This window comes from Stenotrophomonas sp. Bg11-02, assembly GCF_002836635.1.
In the GTDB taxonomy this organism is placed as follows: domain Bacteria; phylum Pseudomonadota; class Gammaproteobacteria; order Xanthomonadales; family Xanthomonadaceae; genus Stenotrophomonas; species Stenotrophomonas lacuserhaii.
The window spans coordinates 14,364-33,221 of sequence record NZ_PJAY01000046.1 but is presented as its reverse complement, the minus strand read 5'-3'; the positions used below and the strand labels follow the sequence as shown (position 1 = coordinate 33,221).

Annotated in this window: 14 protein-coding genes; 3 read left to right on the top strand and 11 right to left on the bottom strand. The window is 69.7% G+C overall.

The genetic code is table 11. The features are described from left to right. Window positions 1-255 precede the first annotated feature (255 nt). The 6 genes from CXG43_RS03155 to CXG43_RS03130 all read right to left on the bottom strand — a co-directional run bounded on the left by CXG43_RS03155 (window position 256) and on the right by CXG43_RS03130 (window position 4,389). The gene (locus CXG43_RS03155; protein ID WP_101098638.1) at window positions 256-1,257 is read right to left on the bottom strand and encodes a VacJ family lipoprotein; all 1,002 of its coding nucleotides are present in this window, start codon (window positions 1,255-1,257) and stop codon (window positions 256-258) included. Between the two features lies 1 nt (window position 1,258). Continuing rightward, complete coding sequence (locus CXG43_RS03150; RefSeq protein WP_101098636.1) at window positions 1,259-1,573, bottom strand: STAS domain-containing protein; 315 nt, start codon at window positions 1,571-1,573, stop codon at window positions 1,259-1,261. Next, window positions 1,563-2,222 (bottom strand): ABC transporter substrate-binding protein, encoded by a 660-nt coding sequence (locus tag CXG43_RS03145; protein ID WP_101098634.1) that lies wholly within the window; start codon window positions 2,220-2,222, stop codon window positions 1,563-1,565. Before CXG43_RS03145 ends, CXG43_RS03150 begins: the two co-directional genes overlap by 11 nt. Next, window positions 2,219-2,752 carry an outer membrane lipid asymmetry maintenance protein MlaD gene (gene mlaD, locus CXG43_RS03140; RefSeq protein WP_101098643.1) on the bottom strand — a complete coding sequence of 178 codons (534 nt, stop codon included), beginning with the start codon at window positions 2,750-2,752 and terminating at the stop codon, window positions 2,219-2,221. Before mlaD ends, CXG43_RS03145 begins: the two co-directional genes overlap by 4 nt. 99 nt (window positions 2,753-2,851) lie before the next feature. Continuing rightward, complete coding sequence (locus CXG43_RS03135; RefSeq protein WP_042612164.1) at window positions 2,852-3,601, bottom strand: MlaE family lipid ABC transporter permease subunit; 750 nt, start codon at window positions 3,599-3,601, stop codon at window positions 2,852-2,854. After that, window positions 3,601-4,389 (bottom strand): ATP-binding cassette domain-containing protein, encoded by a 789-nt coding sequence (locus CXG43_RS03130; RefSeq protein WP_042612193.1) that lies wholly within the window; start codon window positions 4,387-4,389, stop codon window positions 3,601-3,603. The genes CXG43_RS03135 and CXG43_RS03130 overlap by 1 nt, the downstream gene beginning before the upstream one ends. A 218-nt stretch (window positions 4,390-4,607) precedes the next feature. Between CXG43_RS03130 and recC the strand changes: the two genes are divergently transcribed. Genes recC through recD form a run of 3 tightly spaced genes read left to right on the top strand, consistent with a single transcriptional unit; the run spans window position 4,608 to window position 13,446 of the window. Next, complete coding sequence (gene recC, locus CXG43_RS03125; protein WP_101098632.1) at window positions 4,608-7,955, top strand: exodeoxyribonuclease V subunit gamma; 3,348 nt, start codon at window positions 4,608-4,610, stop codon at window positions 7,953-7,955. Next, on the top strand, window positions 7,952-11,602 hold the full coding sequence (locus tag CXG43_RS03120) for an exodeoxyribonuclease V subunit beta (RefSeq protein ID WP_232767563.1): 3,651 nt from the start codon (window positions 7,952-7,954) through the stop codon (window positions 11,600-11,602). Before recC ends, CXG43_RS03120 begins: the two co-directional genes overlap by 4 nt. After that, window positions 11,599-13,446 (top strand): exodeoxyribonuclease V subunit alpha, encoded by a 1,848-nt coding sequence (gene recD, locus CXG43_RS03115; protein WP_101098631.1) that lies wholly within the window; start codon window positions 11,599-11,601, stop codon window positions 13,444-13,446. The genes CXG43_RS03120 and recD overlap by 4 nt, the downstream gene beginning before the upstream one ends. 47 nt (window positions 13,447-13,493) lie before the next feature. Here the strand turns inward: recD and CXG43_RS03110 are convergent, their stop codons facing one another. From CXG43_RS03110 to CXG43_RS03090, 5 genes are all read right to left on the bottom strand, one after another. Continuing rightward, entirely contained in the window at window positions 13,494-13,892 is a 399-nt protein-coding gene (locus tag CXG43_RS03110; RefSeq protein WP_057508368.1) for a hypothetical protein, read from the bottom strand. A gap of 340 nt (window positions 13,893-14,232) precedes the next feature. Beyond that, window positions 14,233-16,251 carry an FUSC family protein gene (locus tag CXG43_RS03105; RefSeq protein ID WP_101098630.1) on the bottom strand — a complete coding sequence of 673 codons (2,019 nt, stop codon included), beginning with the start codon at window positions 16,249-16,251 and terminating at the stop codon, window positions 14,233-14,235. 6 nt (window positions 16,252-16,257) lie between these two features. Further along, entirely contained in the window at window positions 16,258-17,688 is a 1,431-nt protein-coding gene (locus CXG43_RS03100; RefSeq protein ID WP_101098640.1) for an efflux transporter outer membrane subunit, read from the bottom strand. A 41-nt stretch (window positions 17,689-17,729) separates the two neighbouring features. Continuing rightward, entirely contained in the window at window positions 17,730-18,644 is a 915-nt protein-coding gene (locus tag CXG43_RS03095; protein ID WP_198551435.1) for an efflux RND transporter periplasmic adaptor subunit, read from the bottom strand. Continuing rightward, on the bottom strand, window positions 18,641-18,850 hold the full coding sequence (locus CXG43_RS03090; RefSeq protein ID WP_042612171.1) for a DUF1656 domain-containing protein: 210 nt from the start codon (window positions 18,848-18,850) through the stop codon (window positions 18,641-18,643). Before CXG43_RS03090 ends, CXG43_RS03095 begins: the two co-directional genes overlap by 4 nt. Between the last annotated feature and the right edge of the window lie 8 nt (window positions 18,851-18,858).

The following is an 18,858-nucleotide window of genomic DNA, read 5'->3' as shown; positions in this document are numbered from 1 at the left end:
GTGGGGGCCGACTGGCGGTCTGACGGGCGCACGGATGAGTGCTGCGTGGTGGGGCGCCGGTGGCCGCCGCGTTGCGGGGGTGTGGGGGGCGGCAGGGGTTGTTGGGGGGCGGCAAGAGGCGCCCCGGCGGGCCTCGTTCCGCGCCATCCTTGGCGCTCAACGCCCCCACCAGCCCCTCCCGCCCGGCCCAATCCCGATACTCAGCGGCCCCCGGCGACCCACCACGAGGGGCTCAGCCGTTCGCTGCAACGACCGTCAGTTGCCCCACTGCGGCATCGGCATCGCATCCACCGGGATCGGCGAATCCAGATCGTCCTTGCCGCGCGCATGCTTGCCGCGCAGATCGTTCTCGATCTGGTAGTTGCGGCGCTGCAGCCACGCATCACGCACCAGGGCGTACTCGTCCACCGCGCTGGAACGGATGTCATCAGCGGCCAGCAGCTGCGAACGCGCGTCCACCAGCTGCAGGCCCTGCAGGCCGATGCGCACCTTGTCTTCTTCGATCTGGCGGATCGGCGAAAGCGGAATGTCGCCGGCCAGGCCGAACACATCACGCACGGTACGCGGCCCGAAGAACGGCAGTTCCACGTAGCGCGACGGACGCCAGCCCCACGCACCGAGCGTCTGGCCGAAGTCTTCCTTGCGGTTGGCGATCATCGCCTTGCTGGCCGGATCGAACAGGCCGCCGATGCCCAGCGTGCTGTTCATCAGGAAGCGGCCCATGGTGTCCCAGGCATCGTCCGGACGGCCCTGCAGGAACTGGTTGACGATGGTCACCGGCGAGCGGATGTTGCTGAAGAAATTACTCACACCGGTGCGTGCGAAGCGCGGCACCACGTTGGTGTAGGCCGTGGCCAGCGGACGGGCGATGGCGTTGTCCACCACCACGTTGAAGCGATGCACGCGGCGGTTGAGCGGTTCCCACGGATCGTAGGCGGCTGCGGATCCACCGCTGACCCCTTCGCTGCCGTACAGCGCGGTGAAGTCGTCTTCGGTGGCATCGGGCGTGCCATCACCATCGGCATCCACCGTGGGCGGCGTCGCGGCGGCGGGCGCCGGAGACCCTGCGACCGGCGCGGCGTCGGCGCTGGCGGACGCATCGTCGACGACCGGGGCGGGAGCTGCATCGGCGACCGGCGCTTCGGTTGCAGGGACCACGGTGCCGACGCTGGGGGCGCTGTCACGGGCCGGTTTGGCAGCACACGCGCTGAGCGTGGCGACCAGGACGAACAGGGGGAGTATGCGTACGACGTTCATGTCAGCTCGCGGCAGAAGGGGCATTGAAATCAAGGTCTGCAGACAGCCGGTAGGCCGCCTCCAGTTCGGTCAGGCCGGCCGGCGAGCCATTGATGGCCAGCGTCCGTCCCTGCTGCCGCGCTCGCGCGGCGAGTTCGGCCAGCAGGGCCACGCCGGCGCTGTCCACGCGCGGCACGTCGGTCAGGTCCAGCGCCTGTGCAGCACCGCCCAGTGACTGCAGCTGCGGCCACAGCGCGATCACCGCGCTGCGGTCCAGCACGCCGGACAGATGCAGGGTGCCCTGGTCCAGCCGGGCCTGGGCGCTGTTACTTGCCATTGCCCGGGGTTCCGGCCTGCATGGTGCCGCTGCGCAGCTCGGTGGCGACCTGCTTGATGCCCTTCTGGCGCAGCGGGGCGTCGAACTGGTTGCGGAAGGTCTGCACGTAGGAGATGCCTTCGATGTTGACGTCGAAGATCTTCCACTGGCCATCGGTGTTGCGCATCAGGTACTCGACCGGGGTCGGCTGGTCACCCGAGCGCACCAGTTCGGTGGCCACGCGCACGCCGCGGTTGCCCGGCAACGGGCTCTCGCCCTTCAGGCGGAAGCTCGGCCGGCCCTGGATGTTCAGCAGGGCCGAACCGTAACGCTGCATCAGGTTGTCGGCCATCGCATCGGCGAACAGCTTGATGTCCGCATCGGAGGCACCGCGCGAATGCGCGCCCAGCACCAGGCGTGCCGCGTAATCGCGGTCGAAGGTGCGGTTGAGCTCGCTGTTGATGAAGTTGCGCAGCGCGGTCGGGTCCTTGCTGAACTCGGCTTTGCGCTGCTGCAGGGTGGTCATGATGCGGGTGCTGGCATCGATCACGGTCTTGCCGGCCTGGCCCTGGGTGGCGGCGGCAGCGGCAGGCGCCTGCGCCGATGCGATCAGCGGAGCGGCGGCCAGCAGGGTCGAAGCGAGCAGGACCGGGAGCAGTTTCATTTTCATGGTTGGGTTTCCGTAGCGGGCGCGGGCGCGCCGTCGTGGGATTGGTTGGACGGTGCTGCGTCGCCACCGGCGCCGCCACCACTGAACATGTATTTGCCGACCAGCTGGATCAGGTCTACCGCTGGCTGGGTGAACACGATTTCATCACCGGCCTTCAGTACGTCCGGATCCCCGCCCGGTTGCAGGCCTATATAGCTCTCGCCGAGCAGGCCGCTGGTGAAGATGCCGGCGGAGGTGTCGGCCGGCAGGTCCTTGAACTTGCCGTCCATCTTGATGGTGACGATGGAGTCGAACTTGACCGGATCCAGGTCGATGGCCGCCACCTGGCCGACGTTGACCCCGCCGATCTTCACCGGCGCCTGCTTGCGCAACTGGCCTATCTGCGAGAAACGGGCCTTCAGCTCGTAGCCGCCACCGCCCAGGCCCCAGCGCTGGTTGGTCGAAGCGACCGCCAGTACCAACAACGAAGCCAGTGCCAGCAGCAGGAAGGCGCCGACGGAAAATTCCAGTCTGGGACCGCGGATGGCCATGTTCATTTCACCATTTTTGACAAGTGCCCCGGCATGTCCAGGGCGGAAGTTTCAGGTCGTTCCCGCGCTGGCAAGCGCCGGAACCAGGAAGGAATACAGTTACTGGAACAGCATGGCCGACAGCACGAAGTTGAACATCAGCACCAGCAGCGAGGCATTGACCACCGCGCGGGTGGTGGCGACGGAAGTGCCTTCGATGGTCGGCTCGGCGTGGAAGCCCACGTATGAAGCCACCAGCGCCGCGGTGCCGCCGAAGATGGCCGATTTCAGCATCGCCACGCCGAAGTCGTTCCAGAAGTCCACGCTGTTGCGCAGCGCCGACCAGAACACGCCGTTGTCCAGGCCCAGCAGGTGTACCGCTTCGAAGTAACTGGCCGAGATCGCCAGCGAGCAGAACACCCCGGTGAGCAGCGGCACGGTCAGTACCGCCGCCCAGAAGCGCGGGGCCACGGCCTTGGCGATCGGGTCGATGGCCATCAACTCCAGCGCCTTGATCTGGTCGGTGGCGCGCATCAGGCCCAGTTCGGCGGCGATCGAGCTGCCGGCGCGGCCGATGAACAGCAACGCGGTCAGCACCGGCGCCAGCTCGCGGTACAGCGACAGGCCCAGCAGCGTGGACAGCGCATCGGCAGCGCCGAAGGTGGTCAGCGTGCGGTAGCCCTGCAGGGTCAGCACCAGGCCGACGAAGGCCCCGCCGACGGCGATGATCGGCAGCGAGCGCGCGCCGATCTTGTAGATCTCGCGGGTCAGTTCGGCCAGGAAATCGGCGGTCGGCAGCGAGCCGCGCAGCACGGTCAGCGAAAACAGACCGGCGCGGCCCAGCGAGCGGGTGGCGGCAACGAAGGGCATCAGGCAGTCCTCGCGCGGGGGGCGGCGTCGAACGGGATCGGGCCATCCGGACGGCCGTGCAGGAACTGCTGCAGCAACGGATCCTGGCTGGCTTCCAGCGCGGCCGGGCTGCCCTGGAACACTACGCCACCGTTGGCGATGGCGATCACCTGGTCGCAGATCGGCAGCGTTTCGTGCACGTGGTGGCTGACGATGATGCTCGTCAGTCCCAGGCTGTGGTTGAGGCGCTGGATCAGGCTCATGATGACCCCGGAGGCGATCGGGTCCAGCCCGGTCAGCGGCTCGTCGTAGATCATCAGCGGCGGGTCCAGGGCCAGCGCGCGGGCCAGCGCGACGCGCCGTGCCATGCCGCCGGACAGTTCACGCGGCCAGGCATCACCGGCCGACAGCAGGCCCACCGCATGCAGCTTCATCTGCACCAGGCGCTCGCGCACGGCGACCGGCAGCCTGGTATGCGCGCGCAGCGGCAGCGCCACGTTCTCGCCCACGGTGAGGTCGGTCAGCAGCCCGTTGCCCTGCAGTAGAACACCGACGCTCTTGCGCATTTCCAGCAGGTCGCGGTTGCCGGTCGGGATCGGCTTGCCGAACAGGGTGACATCGCCCTGCACCGGACGCAGCTCACCGGTCAGCGCGGCCAGCAGGGTCGACTTGCCACTGCCGGACGGACCGAGCACGGCGGTGATGCTGCCCTGCGGGACCTGCAGCGACACATCGCGCAGGATCGTGCGTCCGCCGCGCTCGATGCGGACGTTGGTCAACTGCACCAGAGGAGTCGTGGAAGCCTGCATGGGCACCATTTAACAATTTTCCAACGTTGAAGGATCAGGGCGTGGCGCTGAACATAAGCGTACTGGACCGTCCAGTATTGTCGCATGCGTCGTTGCGGTAGGGGCGCAGGCGCTCCGGGACAGTCGAGGCGGCCTGGCGGAACAATCCGCAGGAGGAGATCGGCAGGGCGGATGCGTCGGGCATTCATTTACCGCGCTGCTACGGCAAACTGTAGGCAATGAGCGACCCCTCCAGCGATTTCCGTCTTTACCATTCCAACTCGCTGGACGTGCTGGCCGCGTTGCTGGCGCGGCACGTGCGCGCGCCGCTTCCTGGCCAGCCGCTGCTGGACCCGGAAGTGGTGCTGATCCCGCAGGTGGCGATGCGGCGCTGGTTGCAGTCCACCCTGGCGGCCGAATACGGCGTGGCCGCCAACCTGGAGTTCCTGACTCCCGGTGAGTTCGTGGCACGCGCGTTGAATGCCAACGTTCCCGGCGAGGCCGAGGACCTGGACGCGGCGGCCCTGCATTGGCGCGTGTATGCCGCACTCGGCGACGACCTGCTGATGGCGCAGCCGCCGATGCGCGCGCTGAACAGCTACCTGTCCGGCGGCGATCCGCTGAAGCCGTGGGCGCTGGCCGGCGAGCTGGCCGGCGTGTTCGAGAAATACCAGGCGTGGCGCCGCGACTGGCTGCTGCGCTGGGACGCCGGTGCCGATCCGCAGGATCCACAGGCGATCCTGTGGCGTGCCATCGCCCAGGGACGCGGCTACCGCGCGCGCCGCATCCAGGCCTACCTGGAGCAGTTCGAAGGCGCCGGCAAACCGTTGCCGCAGGGCCTGCCGCTGCGCGTGTCCGCGTTCGCCACGCTGAACATTTCGCCCGACGTGCTGCGGGTGATGGCCACCCAGGCGCGCGTGGGCGAGCTGCATTTCTACCTGCCCACGCCGGTGCAGGCCTACTGGGGCGACCTGCAGACGCTGGGCGAAAAGCTGCGCAGCGGCGCGCCGGATCCGTTCGGCGAGGCCGCCGGCGAGAACCGCCTGCTTGAAGCCTGGGGTGCGGCCGGGCGCGATTTCATGGCGGTGCTGGGCAGCTACGAAGTGGTGCATCCGTCCGGGGAGATCGGCGCCTACGATGATCCCGAGGACGACGTGCGCCCGCCGATGGACCAGGGTGGCCTGTCCGACAGCCTGCTGCACCGGCTGCAGCGCGACCTCTTCCACCGCCGCGGCCTGCCTTCGGGCCCGCCGTTGCCGGCGTTGCAGCTGGACGATCCCAGCCTGCAGGTACATGCCTGCCATACCCGCCTGCGCGAACTGCAGGTGCTGCATGACCAGCTGCGGGGGCTGCTGCAGGATCCGCGCTTCGACCCACCGCTGCAGGCGCGCGACATCGCCGTGCTGGCACCGGACATCGATCCATACGTGCCCTACCTGGAAGCGGTGTTCGGCGGTCGCAGCGGCGGCGAAGACCATATTCCCTATGCGCTGGCCGACACCAGCCCGCTGGCCGGCGAGCCGCTGGCCGATGTCTTCGTGCACCTGCTGGGACTGCCGGTGTCGCGCTTCGGCTTGAACGAAGTGCTGGACCTGCTGGCCAGCGCGCCGCTGGCCGAAGCAGCCGGACTGGATGCCGCCGCATTCGATCGCCTGCACGACTGGCTGCAGGCGGCGGGTGTGCGCTGGGGGCTCAGCGCGGACCACCGCCGCCAGCATCTGGCCCCGGCCGACGATGCCTTCACCTGGCAGTTCGCGCTGGACCGCCTGCTGCTTGGCCACGCCAGTGGCAGCGAGGGCGACATCGCCGGCGTGGCCCCGTGGCCGGAACTCGAAGGCAGTGCGCTGGAGGCGCTGGACCGGCTGCTGCGCCTGCTGCGCGTGTTGGCCGTGTATCAGCAGCGGCTGGGTGAAACGCTTTCACCGACGCAGTGGCGGCAGCGCCTGCTGGGCCTGCTCGACGCGCTGCTGCCGACCCCGCCGTCCTCGCCGAACAGCCAGCGTGCGCTGGAACGCCTGCGTCGGCTGATCAACCAGTTCGCCGAAGACGCGGACAAGGCCGGATTCGACGGCCGCGTGCCGGCCGAGGTGATCCGCTCGCATTTCGCCGGTGCCCTGGCCGAGGCCGATACGCGCGCGCCGCTGCTTACCGGTGGCATCAGCTTCGGCCGCATGGTGCCGATGCGCCTGCTGCCGTTCCGGGTGATCTGCGTGCTGGGCCTGAACGATGGCGACTTCCCGCGACGCGACCCGGCGGCCGGACTGAACCAGCTCACCGCGGAACTGGACAGCGCGCGCCGCCGCCCGGGCGACCGTTCGCTGCGCGAGGATGATCGCTTCCTGTTCCTGCAGTTGTTCGCTGCCGCGCAGGATGCGTTCTACCTGAGCTACCTCGGCGCGGACCCACGCGACGGCAGCGTGCGCGAGCCCTCGGTGCTGGTCAGTGAACTGATCGAGGCGGCGATGCAGTACCACGCCGAACCGCGCGAGGCCGCCCGGCAGTTCGTCGTGCGGCATGCCCTGCAGCCGTTCTCGCCGGCCGCGTTCGGCGGCGGCGATCCGCGCCGTTTCAGCTATCGCCGCCAATGGCATCCCGCCGCGGCCACCGTCGGCGGCGCCCGTGGCCAGTTGCCGGCCTGGATCAGCACGCCGCTGCCCGCGCCGGTGGCGACCACCGAACCGGTGGAGTCGCGGCTGTCGCTGGATGAACTGCGCCGCTTCCTGGTCGATCCGGCCGGCCAGTTCCTGTCGTTGTCGCTGGGTCTGCGCCTGCCCGGCGACCTGCAGGAAACCGACGACGTGGAGCCGCTGGTGCTGTCCGAACGCAGCCCCGAAGCGCGCAGCGTGCAGCTGGCGGTGGTGCGGGCCACGCTGCAGGAGGACGACGCGCCGTTGTACCCGCGGTTGCGCGCGCGCGCGCTGCTGCCGTCCGGTGCACTGGGCGAGCGCGGTTTCGATGCGCTGCAGGCACAGGCGCGCCCGTACGCGCTGGCATTGCGCGAGTGGCTGGGGAATGCACCGCTGGAAAGCCGCCGCTACGAGGTCGATATCGACGGTGTGCGCCTGCACGGCCGGGTCGCTGACCGCCACCCCGCGGGCCTGGTACGCCTGCGCACCGCAAGCCTGAACGGCAATGCGGCGATCCGCCATGGGCTGGACTGGCTGCTGGCCAACGCTGCCGGCGATGCACTGCCGCTGGTGCAGTTCCACGATGAAGGCGAGAACGGCGTGGGCCCGCACCTGTTGCCCGCCTTGCCGCCCGCCCAGGCACGGGATGCACTGCGCAGCCTGCTGCAACTGCGCACGCGCGGCCTGCGTGAGCCGCTGCCATTCGGCCCCTACACCGGCTGGACCCTGCACACCACGCCTGCGGAAAAGCAGTTCAGCGAAGCCGCCAAGCGCTGGCACGGCTCGGAGCGCAGCTGGGGCGAAGCGCAGGGCGAGGCGATCCAGCTTGCACTGCGCGGGCAGGATCCGTTCAAGGACGAGGCCAGCTTCGCCGACCTGCTGCATATCAGCCGCGTGGTGTTCAGCGCGGTGCGCGAAGGTCGCGCGCTGCGCGATGAAGCCGGGCAGGGCGGCGCATGAACAACGACATGGACACGCTGCACGATGATCCGTACCTGGCGCTGCCGCTGCACGGGGTGCAGCTGATCGAAGCCAGCGCCGGCACCGGCAAGACGTTTACCCTGGCCACGCTGTTCACCCGGTTGGTGGTGGAACAGGGCCTGCGCATCGGCCAGGTGCTGGCGGTGACCTTCACCGATGCGGCCACCCAGGAGCTGCGCAAGCGCATCCGGGAACGGCTGGCGCTGGCCGCGCAGCTGGTGGATCGCGCCCCGGCCGACGACGATATCCCGGACGTGCTGCTGACCCGCTGGGTGCTGCAGCGGCACCTGGAGACCGGGACGGAAAGCGCCGCGGCGCTGCAGCGCCGCCTGCAGGTTGCCGCCGATGAGATCGACCTCGCCGCGATCTTCACCATCCACGGCTTCTGCACCCACGTGCTGCGCGAGCATGCGCTGGAAAGCGGGCATACCTTCGACCCCCCCGAGCTGCTGGCCAGCGAGCGTGCGCTGCTGGAAGAGCTGGCCGCCGACCTGTGGCGCGTGCATGCCAGTGACGCCACCGCGATCGACGCGCTGACCTGGTTGTGGAAGACCCCCGAAGCCCTGGCCGGTGACCTGCCTGACCTGTTGAAGCCGTTGCCGCTGCTGCCGCCAGCGGCCGTGATCGGCGAGGATCCGACGCCGCGGCTGCACCAGGTAACCGATGCGCTGCGCCAGGCGATCGGCGATCACGGTGATGCCTTCTTCGCAGCGTTGTGCGAAGCCGTGGATGCCAAGTGGCTCAACGGCGCCTCCTACAAACTGACCTGGCTGCAGCCGCTGTGTTCGCAGCTGCGCGACTGGGCGCTGCACGACGGGCCGGCCACGGTGCTCGACAGCGAACGCCTGGCTGCGCTGCTGCCCGCGGCGCTGGAAGGCAAGACCAACAAGGCGTACGCCGGCCGCACGCCGGCATCGCCATTGCAGCCTGCGCTGCAGGACTACCTGCAGGCCCGTCAGGCGCGGCTGGACTGGCTGCGTGGCCGCGCGATCAATTTCCTGCATGGCCTGCGTGCGCAAGCGCGCCAGCGGCTGGATGCGCTCAAGCGCGTACGCCGCGTGCAGACCTATGACGACCTGATCGACGGGGTGGCCAACGCGCTCGCCGGCCCGCACCGCGACACCCTGGTGCGGCAGCTGCGCAGCCAGTACCGCATCGCGCTGGTCGACGAATTCCAGGACACCGATGATCGCCAATGGGGCATCTTCCATACCGTGTTCGGCGACAGCGCCGCAACGCGCGAGGCCGGGCTGGCGCCCGCGTTGTTCCTGATCGGGGACCCCAAGCAGGCGATCTACGGGTTCCGCGGCGGTGACATCCATACCTATCTCAAGGCCAAGCGCGGGGCGCAGGTCGCGCCGGCGCTGGACCGCAATTTCCGCTCGCGCCCGAGCGTGCTGCGTGCGTTGCAGTCGCTGTACGACAACGCCGGGCCCACCGCTTTCCTGGACCAGGGCATCCCGTTCGAACCGGTGGCCGCCGGTGGCGTGCGCGGCGACGCGGACTACCTGCGCGATGGTCAGCCGGCACCGGGCCTGACCCTGCGCGTGCTGCGCAACGAAGGCGGGCGTCCGTTCAATGCCGATCCCTCACGCGAGGTGGCCTGCGCGGCCTGCGTGGCTGACATCCACCAGGTGCTGGTGGACGCACGCGCCGGACGTGCCGAACTGCGTGGTCGCCCGGTACAGCCGGGCGACATCGCGGTGCTGGTGCGTTCGCACCGCGAAGCCACCCTGGTGCAGCGGGGACTGGCCGCGGCCGGTATTCCTGCCGTTGCCGCGGGCAAGCAGAGCTTGTTTGCCACCACCGAAGCGCAGGACCTGCGCGCGCTGCTGATGGCCCTGCTGCAGCCGGCCGATGAAGGGCGCCTGCGCGCGGCACTGGCGACGGTGCTGCTGGGCCAGGACGCCGCAGCGATCGCTGGCATGGAACGCGACGGCGATGTGCAGCGCGGCTACCAGGCGCAGCTGTTGCAGTGGCGCGAACGCTGGACCCGCGGCGGACCGTTCGCGGTGATCGCCGATGCCTGCGCCGGCCAGGCCGAACGCCTGCTGGCGCTGCTGGATGGCGAACGCCGCTTGACCAATTACCTGCAGCTGGGCGAGCTGCTGCAGGAGGCGTCGGCCCAGGCGCTGGGCATGCACGGCCTGCTGGACTGGCTGCAGGGCCAGATGGCGCATGCCGACCAGAACGACGAACAGCAGCTGCTGCGGCTGGAATCGGACGCGCGCCGGGTACAGATCATCACCCTGCACAAGAGCAAGGGCCTGGAATACCCGCTGGTATACCTGCCGTTCGTCGGCATCGACGGCGGCGCGCTGAACACCGCCAGCAACTGCACCGTGCATGCGCAGGATCGCCGCGAACTGCACTGGAAGCTGGACAAGGACGCGGCCTGGGACGCGGCCACCTCGCTGCGCGACCAGGAGCAGCGCGCCGAGGATGCGCGCCTGCTGTACGTGGGACTGACCCGCGCCGAGCATGCGCTGTGGATCGCCGTCGGCGACCTGGCCGGGCTGGCGAAGACCCGGCTGGCGCCGATGCTGGGCGACCTGTCGGCGTTGGCGGCCCACGCCGATATCCTGGTCGATGAACGCGCGCCGGCAACCCGGCCGGCGCAGCTGGCGATGGAAGACGAAGGCGAGCTGCCGCCGGTGCGTTCGATCGAACGGCGGGTGCCACACGACTGGTGGGTGTACAGCTTCACCCAGCTGGCCAACGCCGATGCCGGCCAGGAGATCGATGCGGCCGCCACCGAAGTGCCCGCGCCCGCCGCCGACGAACCGGCCGGTGCCGAACTTCCCCTGGAACCGGCATTGCCGGCCGGCAGTGAGCCGGACAGCGCCGTGGTGGATCCGCGTTTCATGGGCAGCCGCTTCGGCAACGTGCTGCACGACGCGCTGGAGAACACCGACTTCGCTGCCTGGGCCGGCTGGCGACCCGGCCAGCAGGCGCCGCAAGGCCAGGCTGCGGTGCTGCGCAAGGCACTGCGCGAGGAAGGCTACGCCGATGCCGACCTGGACGAAGGCGTGGAGGTACTGGTGCCGCTGGTCGGCCACACCCTGACCGTGCCCTTGCCCGAGGGCGGTGCCCTGCACGACCTTCCGGCTGCCCAGCGCCGCGCGGAAATCGAGTTCCACTTCGCCATGCAGCCCACCGCGGTGCCCGCCCTGCTGCAGCTGCTGCACCGCTTCGGCATCGTGCCGGCGCGCCGTGGCTTCGGCCTGCGCCGCCAGCTGGAAGGGCTGATGACCGGCAAGATCGACCTGACCTACGTGCGCGAGGGCCGCTGGTACGTGCTCGATTACAAATCCAACCGTTTGCCGGGCTATACGCCGGAGCTGCTGCGCGCGGCCATGCGCCACAGCGAATACGACCTGCAGGCCTTGATCTACACCCTGGCCCTGCATCGCTGGCTGCGTTTCCGGCTGGGCAGCCGCTACGACTACGCCCGCGACATGGGCGGCATCCGCTACCTGTTCTGTCGCGGGCTGGGCGTGGACGGCGAGGGCGTGCATGCAGCGCGTTTCGAACCTGCACTGGTGGATGCACTGGACGCCCTGTTCGCCGGCGGTGACGCCGCCCAAGCGGCCTTGGTCGCCCGCGTGGTGGGGGGCGTGGCATGAGCCTGCTGGTCGAACTGAAGAACGCCGGGCAGCTGCGCACGCTGGACCATGCGCTGGCGCTCAGCCTCGGGCGGCTGCGGCCGGAGACCCCGCCTTCAATCCTGGTCGCCGCCGCGCTGGCGTCGCTGGCGGTGTCGCAGGGACACGCCGGCTTCGATCCGGGGCAACCGCAGCGGCTGGTGGAAGGCAGTTTCACCTGGCCGCGCCCCGGCCAGTGGTTGCAGCAGCTGCACGACTCGCCATGGGTGTCACGCCCGGAGCAGGCCGATGCGATCAGCGTTGACGCGCCACTGGTGCTGGAAAACGGCCTGGTCTATCTGCGCCGCTACCGCGAATACGAACGGCAGCTGGCCGAAGGGCTGCAGCGCATCGGCCGGCACCCGTTGCCGGCGGTGGCGCTGGAGGCGATCGCGCCGCTGTTCGCGCAGTTGTTCCCGCAGGCCGCCGGCCGTGTCGACCACCAGGCGCGCGCTGCGGCGGTGAGCCTGCGCCACCCGCTGGCCCTGGTGACCGGCGGACCGGGTACCGGCAAGACCACCACCATCGCGCGGCTGTTGCTGCTGCTGGTCGCGCACGCCGTGCAGGCGGGCCAACCGGCGCCGCGCGTGGCGCTGGCCGCACCGACCGGGCGCGCCGCCGAACGGATGGCCGAAAGCCTGCGCCTGGCGGTGCAGCGGCTGCAGGCCGAAGGCCTCGCGCCTGAGCTGTGTACGGCCCTGCCCAGCAGTGGCACCACCCTGCACCGGCTGCTCGGCGTGATCCCGGATTCCCCGCGCTTCCGCCACCATGCCGACAATCCGCTACCGTTCGATGTGGTGGTGGTCGATGAAGCGTCGATGATCGACCTGCCGATGATGGCCAAGCTGGTGGAGGCCATCGGCAGCGGGACGCGGCTGATCCTGCTCGGCGATCCGGACCAGCTGCCGTCGGTGGAGGCGGGCGATGTGCTCAGCGCCATCCTGCGTGCCAGCGGCGATGGCGAGGGCACCGGTCAAGATGATGCGCGCGCGCTGCAGCCGTTGCTGGCGGCGGCCACGCTGCGGCCGGAAGCACCGCCCACCCCGTTTGCCGGCCGCCGGGTGCAGTTGCAGCGCGGCTACCGGCAGAGCGATGCGCTGGATCTCGCCCCCTTGGCCATAGCGGTACGCGAGGGTGACAGCGTGTCGGCGCTGACGCTGCTGCGGCAGGGCACGCTGGCCGGTGTCAGCTTCCACGAAGGCCTGCTGGATCCGCTGCAGGAGCAGCGCGAGCACCTGCTGGCGCAGTGGCGGGCCCTTGCCGACAGCGGTGATCCGGCGACCGCGCTGGCCCAGGCCGGCCGGCTGCGGGTGCTGACCGCGCTGCGCGAAGGACCGCAGGGCGCGCGCGGGCTCAACCATCGCATCGAAACCCTGTTGGCCGGTGCCAACGCCGGTTACTTCCACGGCAGGCTGCTGCTGGTGACCGAGAACAGCTACCGCCACCGCCTGTTCAACGGCGACGTGGGCATCTGCCTGCGCGATGCCGACGGCGGTCTTGCCGCCTGGTTCCCGGGCGATGACCTGGCGCATCCGCGTGCGTTCCATCCGGCGGCCCTGCCGGCGCACGAAAGCGCATTCGCGATGACGGTGCACAAGGCGCAGGGTTCGGAATTCGACGAAGTGTGGCTGCAGCTGCCACGGCATGACAGCCGGGTGCTGTCGCGCGAACTGGTCTACACCGGGCTGACCCGGGCGCGTACGCGGCTGCACCTGGCGGGGCCTGCGGAGGTGTTGGAGAAGGCCCTGCAGCGCCACGCCAGCCGTTTGTCCGGGCTGGCATGGCGGCTGGGCGCACAGGCGGTACAGGGCGAACTGCCGCTGTAACGCCTCCCTGCACGCCGAGCACGGCCCGGCGCTGCCTCAGGCAATGCTTATTCCAGGACCAGCACGGTGCCGTCCGGGTACACGATGGCGGCTTCATCGCTGCTGGCATCGAAGAAGCCCAGGCCATGCTGGAAGGCCAGCACCTGCACCATCTCGTGCGCACGCTCGGCCACGTCATCGGCGAACGAACCGTAGATGACATGGGCGGCGATGCTGTAGTCGGTCACTTCGTCGCGGTCGTCTTCATCATCGGACAGCGGGCCGTTCATCGGCGGGAAGTGCTCGGCGATCTCGGCGAACCAGGCCTGCAGGGCCGGCGCGGCGACCTTCGGATCATCATGGTCATGATCCTCGTTCCAGTCGGTCTGCTTCTCGTACCAGGCAATGAAGGCGGTCGCTTCGCGCGGCGCCACGCTGGCATCGAAGACCATCATGTCGTAGCTCATCGGGATGTTCCTGTTGAAAGTGCGCAGCAAGCGCGGACGCGCAGGGTAACGCGCCGCTGCTTGCGGCGGGGTGACTGGCAGGGCGGCGGGCGGGGACACGGGCCGGACAATGGGCCGGGGAACGGGCGGGACATCGGGCGGGGGAACGGTAGCGCCGAGCCATGCTCGGCGAGCGCAGCGGCGCGCTTCCGGCAGGGCGACGTGCAACGGATGCATTCCGCCGAGCATGGCTCGGCGCTACCGCCAGCGGTCAGCGTTCGACAGTCAGCGGTCAACGGCAACCGCCCGCAGTTCATGGTCCATGGCCCACGGTCCCCAGTCCCCAGTCCCCAGTCCCCGGTCAGTCTCCGCCGGCAGCGCCGTCGGCTGCCGCGTCGGGGAACAACGCGAAGCGCAGGCCCACCAGGCCCATCAGCGCTTCGTCGCGCGCCTTGCTGGCGGCCACCCCGCCGACCCGCGACAGCGAGGCATCCAGCCGTTCGCGCAGCGCGTCATCACCGTGCAACGGACGCCGTGCGGCCACCTGCCGGCGGTAATGTGCGGCGATCTCGGCCAGGATCCGTTCCACTGCCTCGCGGCTGCGTTCGGGCAGGTCCAGCCGGGCGCGCCGCAGCTGCAGGATGTTCAGCCCCACCCGGGCTTCGGTCAGCATGTCCACCGAGGCGATGTCGCTGCCCTCCGGGGTCGCCGCCAGCCGCGGCGCCAGCAGTCCCAGCAGGTCCAGCATGCGCGCCGCGAAGCGCTCTCGATCCTGCTGGCCGCGCCCTTCTGCCGCTTCGGCCAGCGTGGTCCAGCCCTGTCGTACCAGCCGCCGCGCGGTCCATTCGGCACCCACCGATCGGAACAGGCGGGTCATCACAACGGCAAAACCAATCCCGATGAACATCGCCACCGCCGCATTGACGAAGCTCTGGATGTTGGCGCTGTAGGTGTTCTGCACGCTCAGCAGCGCCACCAGGTTCACCGTCAGTGGCAGCGCGAACAGCATCGTCTTGGGGTGGTGCAGCAGCACGCCCAGCGGCAGGAACACCACCGCCAGCAGCAGCACCAGCAGGCCGAAGTCGTGCACGGCCGGGAAGATGCCGAACAGGTAGATGCCGGCGACCACGCTGGCCACCACCGCCCACAGCAGGAAGGACATCATGCTGGGCGCGGGATCATCCTGCGCGGCGAAGAACGCCGCCACCGCCGCCATCATCGCGCCGTTGCCGCCGCCTTCCCAGCCCAGCCCGATCCACAGCACGCAGTAACTCATCAGGGCGATGCCTGCACTGAGCGCGGAAAACATCGCCATGCCGTAATCCACGTGGCGGCTTTCGGCCACGCTGCGGGTGCTTAGGCGGTAGTGGCTGGCGTGCTGCGGCGCGCGGCCCTGCTCGATGGCCTGGTGAAGGGCGCGGCAGTCCGCCCACAGGTCCACCAGTTCTTCCAGCCGCAGCAGCAGGGAGGCCAGCTGCAGGTGCTGCAGGTCGCCGTCCACCTGTGGCTTCAACGCGCTGATACGGGTGCGCAGCTGGTCATGCGTGGGGCTGTCGGTGGCGTCTTCCAGCCAGTGGCGGATGTCCTCCACCAGGGTTTCCAGGCCTTCGGGCAGGCCGTCGCCGTGGCGGCGCAGCGCGCCCAGCCGGTCGGCGATGGAGGACAGTACCGGCAGCAGCAACAGCATGCGTTCGCGCAGCTGCTGCATCGACACTGCCGCGCCGGCATGGCGGGGATCGTCGCGGCGCAGGAACTCGATCAGTGCTTCGAACTGCACCAGGTCGGCGGCCAGCCGGTTGCGCGGTGCATGCGCGCGGCCGCCTTCCAGGATCTGCCGGCACCACTGCGCCGCATCCCCCATCCAGTTGCCGATGCGACCGGTCAGCATCGGCCGCACCGACGCCGGGAACACCAGCGCGGCGAACAGCACCGCCACCACCGTGCCGAGGATGATCTCCTCGCTGCGGGCTACCACGGTGTCGAAGATCAGTTCCGGCGAGGTCACCGCCGGGAAGCCGATGAAGGCGGTGGTATAGCCGGCCAGCAGGAAGGCGTAGCCGCGTGGGCCGCGGTTGAGCAGCGCCAGGAACAGGCAGCCGGCCAGCCACAGCGACATCGCCGCACTGAGCAGCAGCGGCGTTTCCACCAGGTGCGGCAGCATCAGCAGCGTGGCCGCGCCGGCCAGCAACGTGCCGAGGATGCGGTACACGCCCTTGGCCCGGGTCGGGCCGAGCAGCGGCTGGCTGACGATGTAGACCGTGGCCATCGCCCAGTAGGGCCGCGACAGGTTGCCGGCCAGGCCGATGTACAGCGCGGTGATCGAGGCCAGGTAGGTCTTGATCGAAAACATCCAGCCTTGCCGGTCCAGCAGCGCGCGCATCGCCGTCTACCTCGCCGCCGTGGGAGCGGCAGCGGCAGTGGCGGGTGCATCCCAGCCACCGCCCAAGGCCAGGAACAGATGGATCTGGTCGCGTGACACCTGCGCCTGCGCATCGGCCAGGGTGGCATCGGCGGTGGCCAGGCTGCGGTCGGCATCCAGGCTGGACAGGTACGGCGTGCGGCCGCCCTGGTACAGCCGGCGGTTCTGTTCGGCCGCCAGCGTGGCCTGCTGCTGGGCCACCTGCAGCGACTGCAGGCGGCGCAGGTCCTGTGCATAGCGGTCCAGGGCGGTCTGGGTCTCGCGCAGCGCCTGCAGCACGGTCTGGTCGAATTCGGCCAGCGCCGCATCGGCCCCGGCTTCGGTGGCGCGGATGCGCGAGCGCGTGCCGGAAGAAGGCAGCGTCCAGGAAATCAGCGGGCCGAACGACCACTGCTGGGTCAACGGCTCACCGAAGTCGGCCAGCAGCCCGGCGGCCCCGACCGAGGCCCCCAGCCGGATATCCGGATACAGTTCGGCGGTGGCCACGCCGATGCGCGCGGTGGCCGCAGCCAGCCGGCGTTCGGCCTGGCGCACGTCCGGTCGACGCGCCAGCAGTGCGCGGCCATCCCCGATCGGCAGCGGCTGCAGCAGCGCGGGGGCGTGGCTGCAGTCCACCACCCCCGCCGGCAGCTGGCCGGGGGTCTGCCCCAGCAGCGCGGCCAGCGAATAGGCAGCGGCCTGGCGCTTGGCCTGCAGCGGTGGCAGCGCCGCTTCCAGCATCGCCACCTGGGCATTGGCGCGTGCCAGTTCCGGCGCCGTGCCGCGACCGGCAGCGATCAACCGCTGGGTGACCAGGCGGCCACGCTGCTGCAGCTGCAGTGAATGGGTGGCAACGTGCAGTTCGTGATTGGCGTGGCAGATTTCCAGGTAGTTGTCGGCCACCTCGGCGACCACGCTGATGCGCGCGATATCGCGCGCTGCGGCCACCGACTGCTCATCGGCATGCGCCGCTTCCGCCCCGCGCTTGAGCTTGCCGAACAGGTCGAACTGGTAACTCACCGCGAATTTGCCGTCGGCCAGGTTGATCGGCGGCAGTTCGTGTTCCAGCAGGAACGATTCGGCCGAAAGCTGCGCGCGGCTGACCCCGGCCTCGGCTTCGTAATCGAAGCCACCGGCATCCAGGGCCTGTTCGTACAGGGCGGCGGCGCGGCGCAGGTGGGCATCGGCCGCTTTCAGTTCCAGGTTGTCGCGCAGCGCCTGGTCGATCAGGCCATCGAGCACCGGATCCTGGTACAGCGACCACCAGCGGACGGGCAGTTCGGCACTGGCCGCGACCTGCGCGTTGCCGGTGTCGATGAAGGCGCTGTTGGCGGCCGGACGCTTGAACGCGGAATCTTCCGGCAGCGCGTAATCCGGGCCGACGGTGCGGCAGGCGACCAGGCCGGCCAGGGTGATCATCAGTGCCAGCTTCGGCAGCCGTTGCAGGGGCGCGCGCCGGTTCACAGGCCCGCCCGTACCGGCGCGACACCGGTCTTGTGCGCGGCCGTCCCGTGCAGGTCCACGGTCACCGTGGCGGTGCGGCCGGAGATCAGCCGTACCCCGGCGGGTACCTCGTCGATGCGGATGCGCACCGGGATCCGCTGCGCCAGCCGGACCCAGTCGAAGGCCGGGGTGACGTTGGGCAGCAGGCTGCTGCCATCGGTGCGGTAGCGGTCTTCGATGCCGGCGGCGATGCTTTCCACGTGGCCGTGCAGCGCCACGTCCTCGCCCATCAGGCGGATATCCACCGGCTGGCCGGGGGCCACGCCGCGCAGGCGGGTCTCCTCGAAGTAGCCATCCACGCGGAACGAGGTGGTATCCAGCAGGGCCAGTACCGGCTTGCCGGCGGTCACGTAGTCGCCCACGCGCACGGTGCGGTCGTTGATCTGGCCATCGGCCGGGGCACGCACTTCGGTGCGCGCCAGGTTCAGTTCGGCCAGGTCGACCGCCGCCTGCGCGGTGGCCTGTGCGGCCTGCGCGGCCTGCAGTTTTGCCCGCCGCACTTCGGCATCCTCGCCGGCCACCAGGTCCTGCAGGCTGCGGTCACGGGCGATCTCGCGGCGCAGCTGGGCCACGGAGGCCTGCCGTTCGGCCAGTGAGGCGCGTGCCAGTTCCAGCGCGATCCGGTAGCGCGCGCGGTCGACCACGAACAGCAGCGCGCCCTTTTTGACCGCCTGGTTGTCGCCCACGTCCACCGCTTCGACCAGCCCGGAAACATCGGGCGCGACCTGCACCACGTCGGCGCCGATGTGCGCGTCGCGGGTCCAGGGTTCGTCCATGTAATGGACCCACAGCTGGCGCAGCACCAGCAGGGCCACGATCACCGCCAGCACGGTCAGCACCGGTGGCACGGCTTTGTTGATGATCTTTTTCACGATTGCATCCAACGCAGGAGGTGGAACAACCCACCCAGCACGATGCCGTACAGGGCCAGGTTGAAGAGGGCGGGGTGCCAGACCAGCCGGTAGGCGCCACTGCGTTGCAGCAGCACGCGCAGGCCGCTGTTGAGCACGTAGGCGAGCAGCATCAGCCCGAGCAGGGTCGGGACGAAGACTCCATGGAGACTGAATTCACCGGGCATCGGCAGGG

Bases quoted from the DNA above. Each gene is read 5' to 3' on its own strand.
- CXG43_RS03105 (WP_101098630.1), bottom strand. From the start codon at position 16,251: ATGCGCGCGCTGCTGGACCGGCAAGGCTGGATGTTTTCGATCAAGACC.
- CXG43_RS03110 (WP_057508368.1), bottom strand. From the start codon at position 13,892: ATGAGCTACGACATGATGGTCTTCGATGCCAGCGTGGCGCCGCGCGAA.
- CXG43_RS03120 (WP_232767563.1), top strand. From the start codon at position 7,952: ATGAACAACGACATGGACACGCTGCACGATGATCCGTACCTGGCGCTG.
- recC (WP_101098632.1), top strand. From the start codon at position 4,608: ATGAGCGACCCCTCCAGCGATTTCCGTCTTTACCATTCCAACTCGCTG.
- CXG43_RS03100 (WP_101098640.1), bottom strand. From the start codon at position 17,688: ATGATCACCCTGGCCGGCCTGGTCGCCTGCCGCACCGTCGGCCCGGAT.
- CXG43_RS03135 (WP_042612164.1), bottom strand. From the start codon at position 3,601: ATGCCCTTCGTTGCCGCCACCCGCTCGCTGGGCCGCGCCGGTCTGTTT.
- CXG43_RS03090 (WP_042612171.1), bottom strand. From the start codon at position 18,850: ATGCCCGGTGAATTCAGTCTCCATGGAGTCTTCGTCCCGACCCTGCTC.
- CXG43_RS03155 (WP_101098638.1), bottom strand. From the start codon at position 1,257: ATGAACGTCGTACGCATACTCCCCCTGTTCGTCCTGGTCGCCACGCTC.
- CXG43_RS03150 (WP_101098636.1), bottom strand. From the start codon at position 1,573: ATGGCAAGTAACAGCGCCCAGGCCCGGCTGGACCAGGGCACCCTGCAT.
- recD (WP_101098631.1), top strand. From the start codon at position 11,599: ATGAGCCTGCTGGTCGAACTGAAGAACGCCGGGCAGCTGCGCACGCTG.
- mlaD (WP_101098643.1), bottom strand. From the start codon at position 2,752: ATGGCCATCCGCGGTCCCAGACTGGAATTTTCCGTCGGCGCCTTCCTG.
- CXG43_RS03130 (WP_042612193.1), bottom strand. From the start codon at position 4,389: ATGCAGGCTTCCACGACTCCTCTGGTGCAGTTGACCAACGTCCGCATC.
- CXG43_RS03145 (WP_101098634.1), bottom strand. From the start codon at position 2,222: ATGAAAATGAAACTGCTCCCGGTCCTGCTCGCTTCGACCCTGCTGGCC.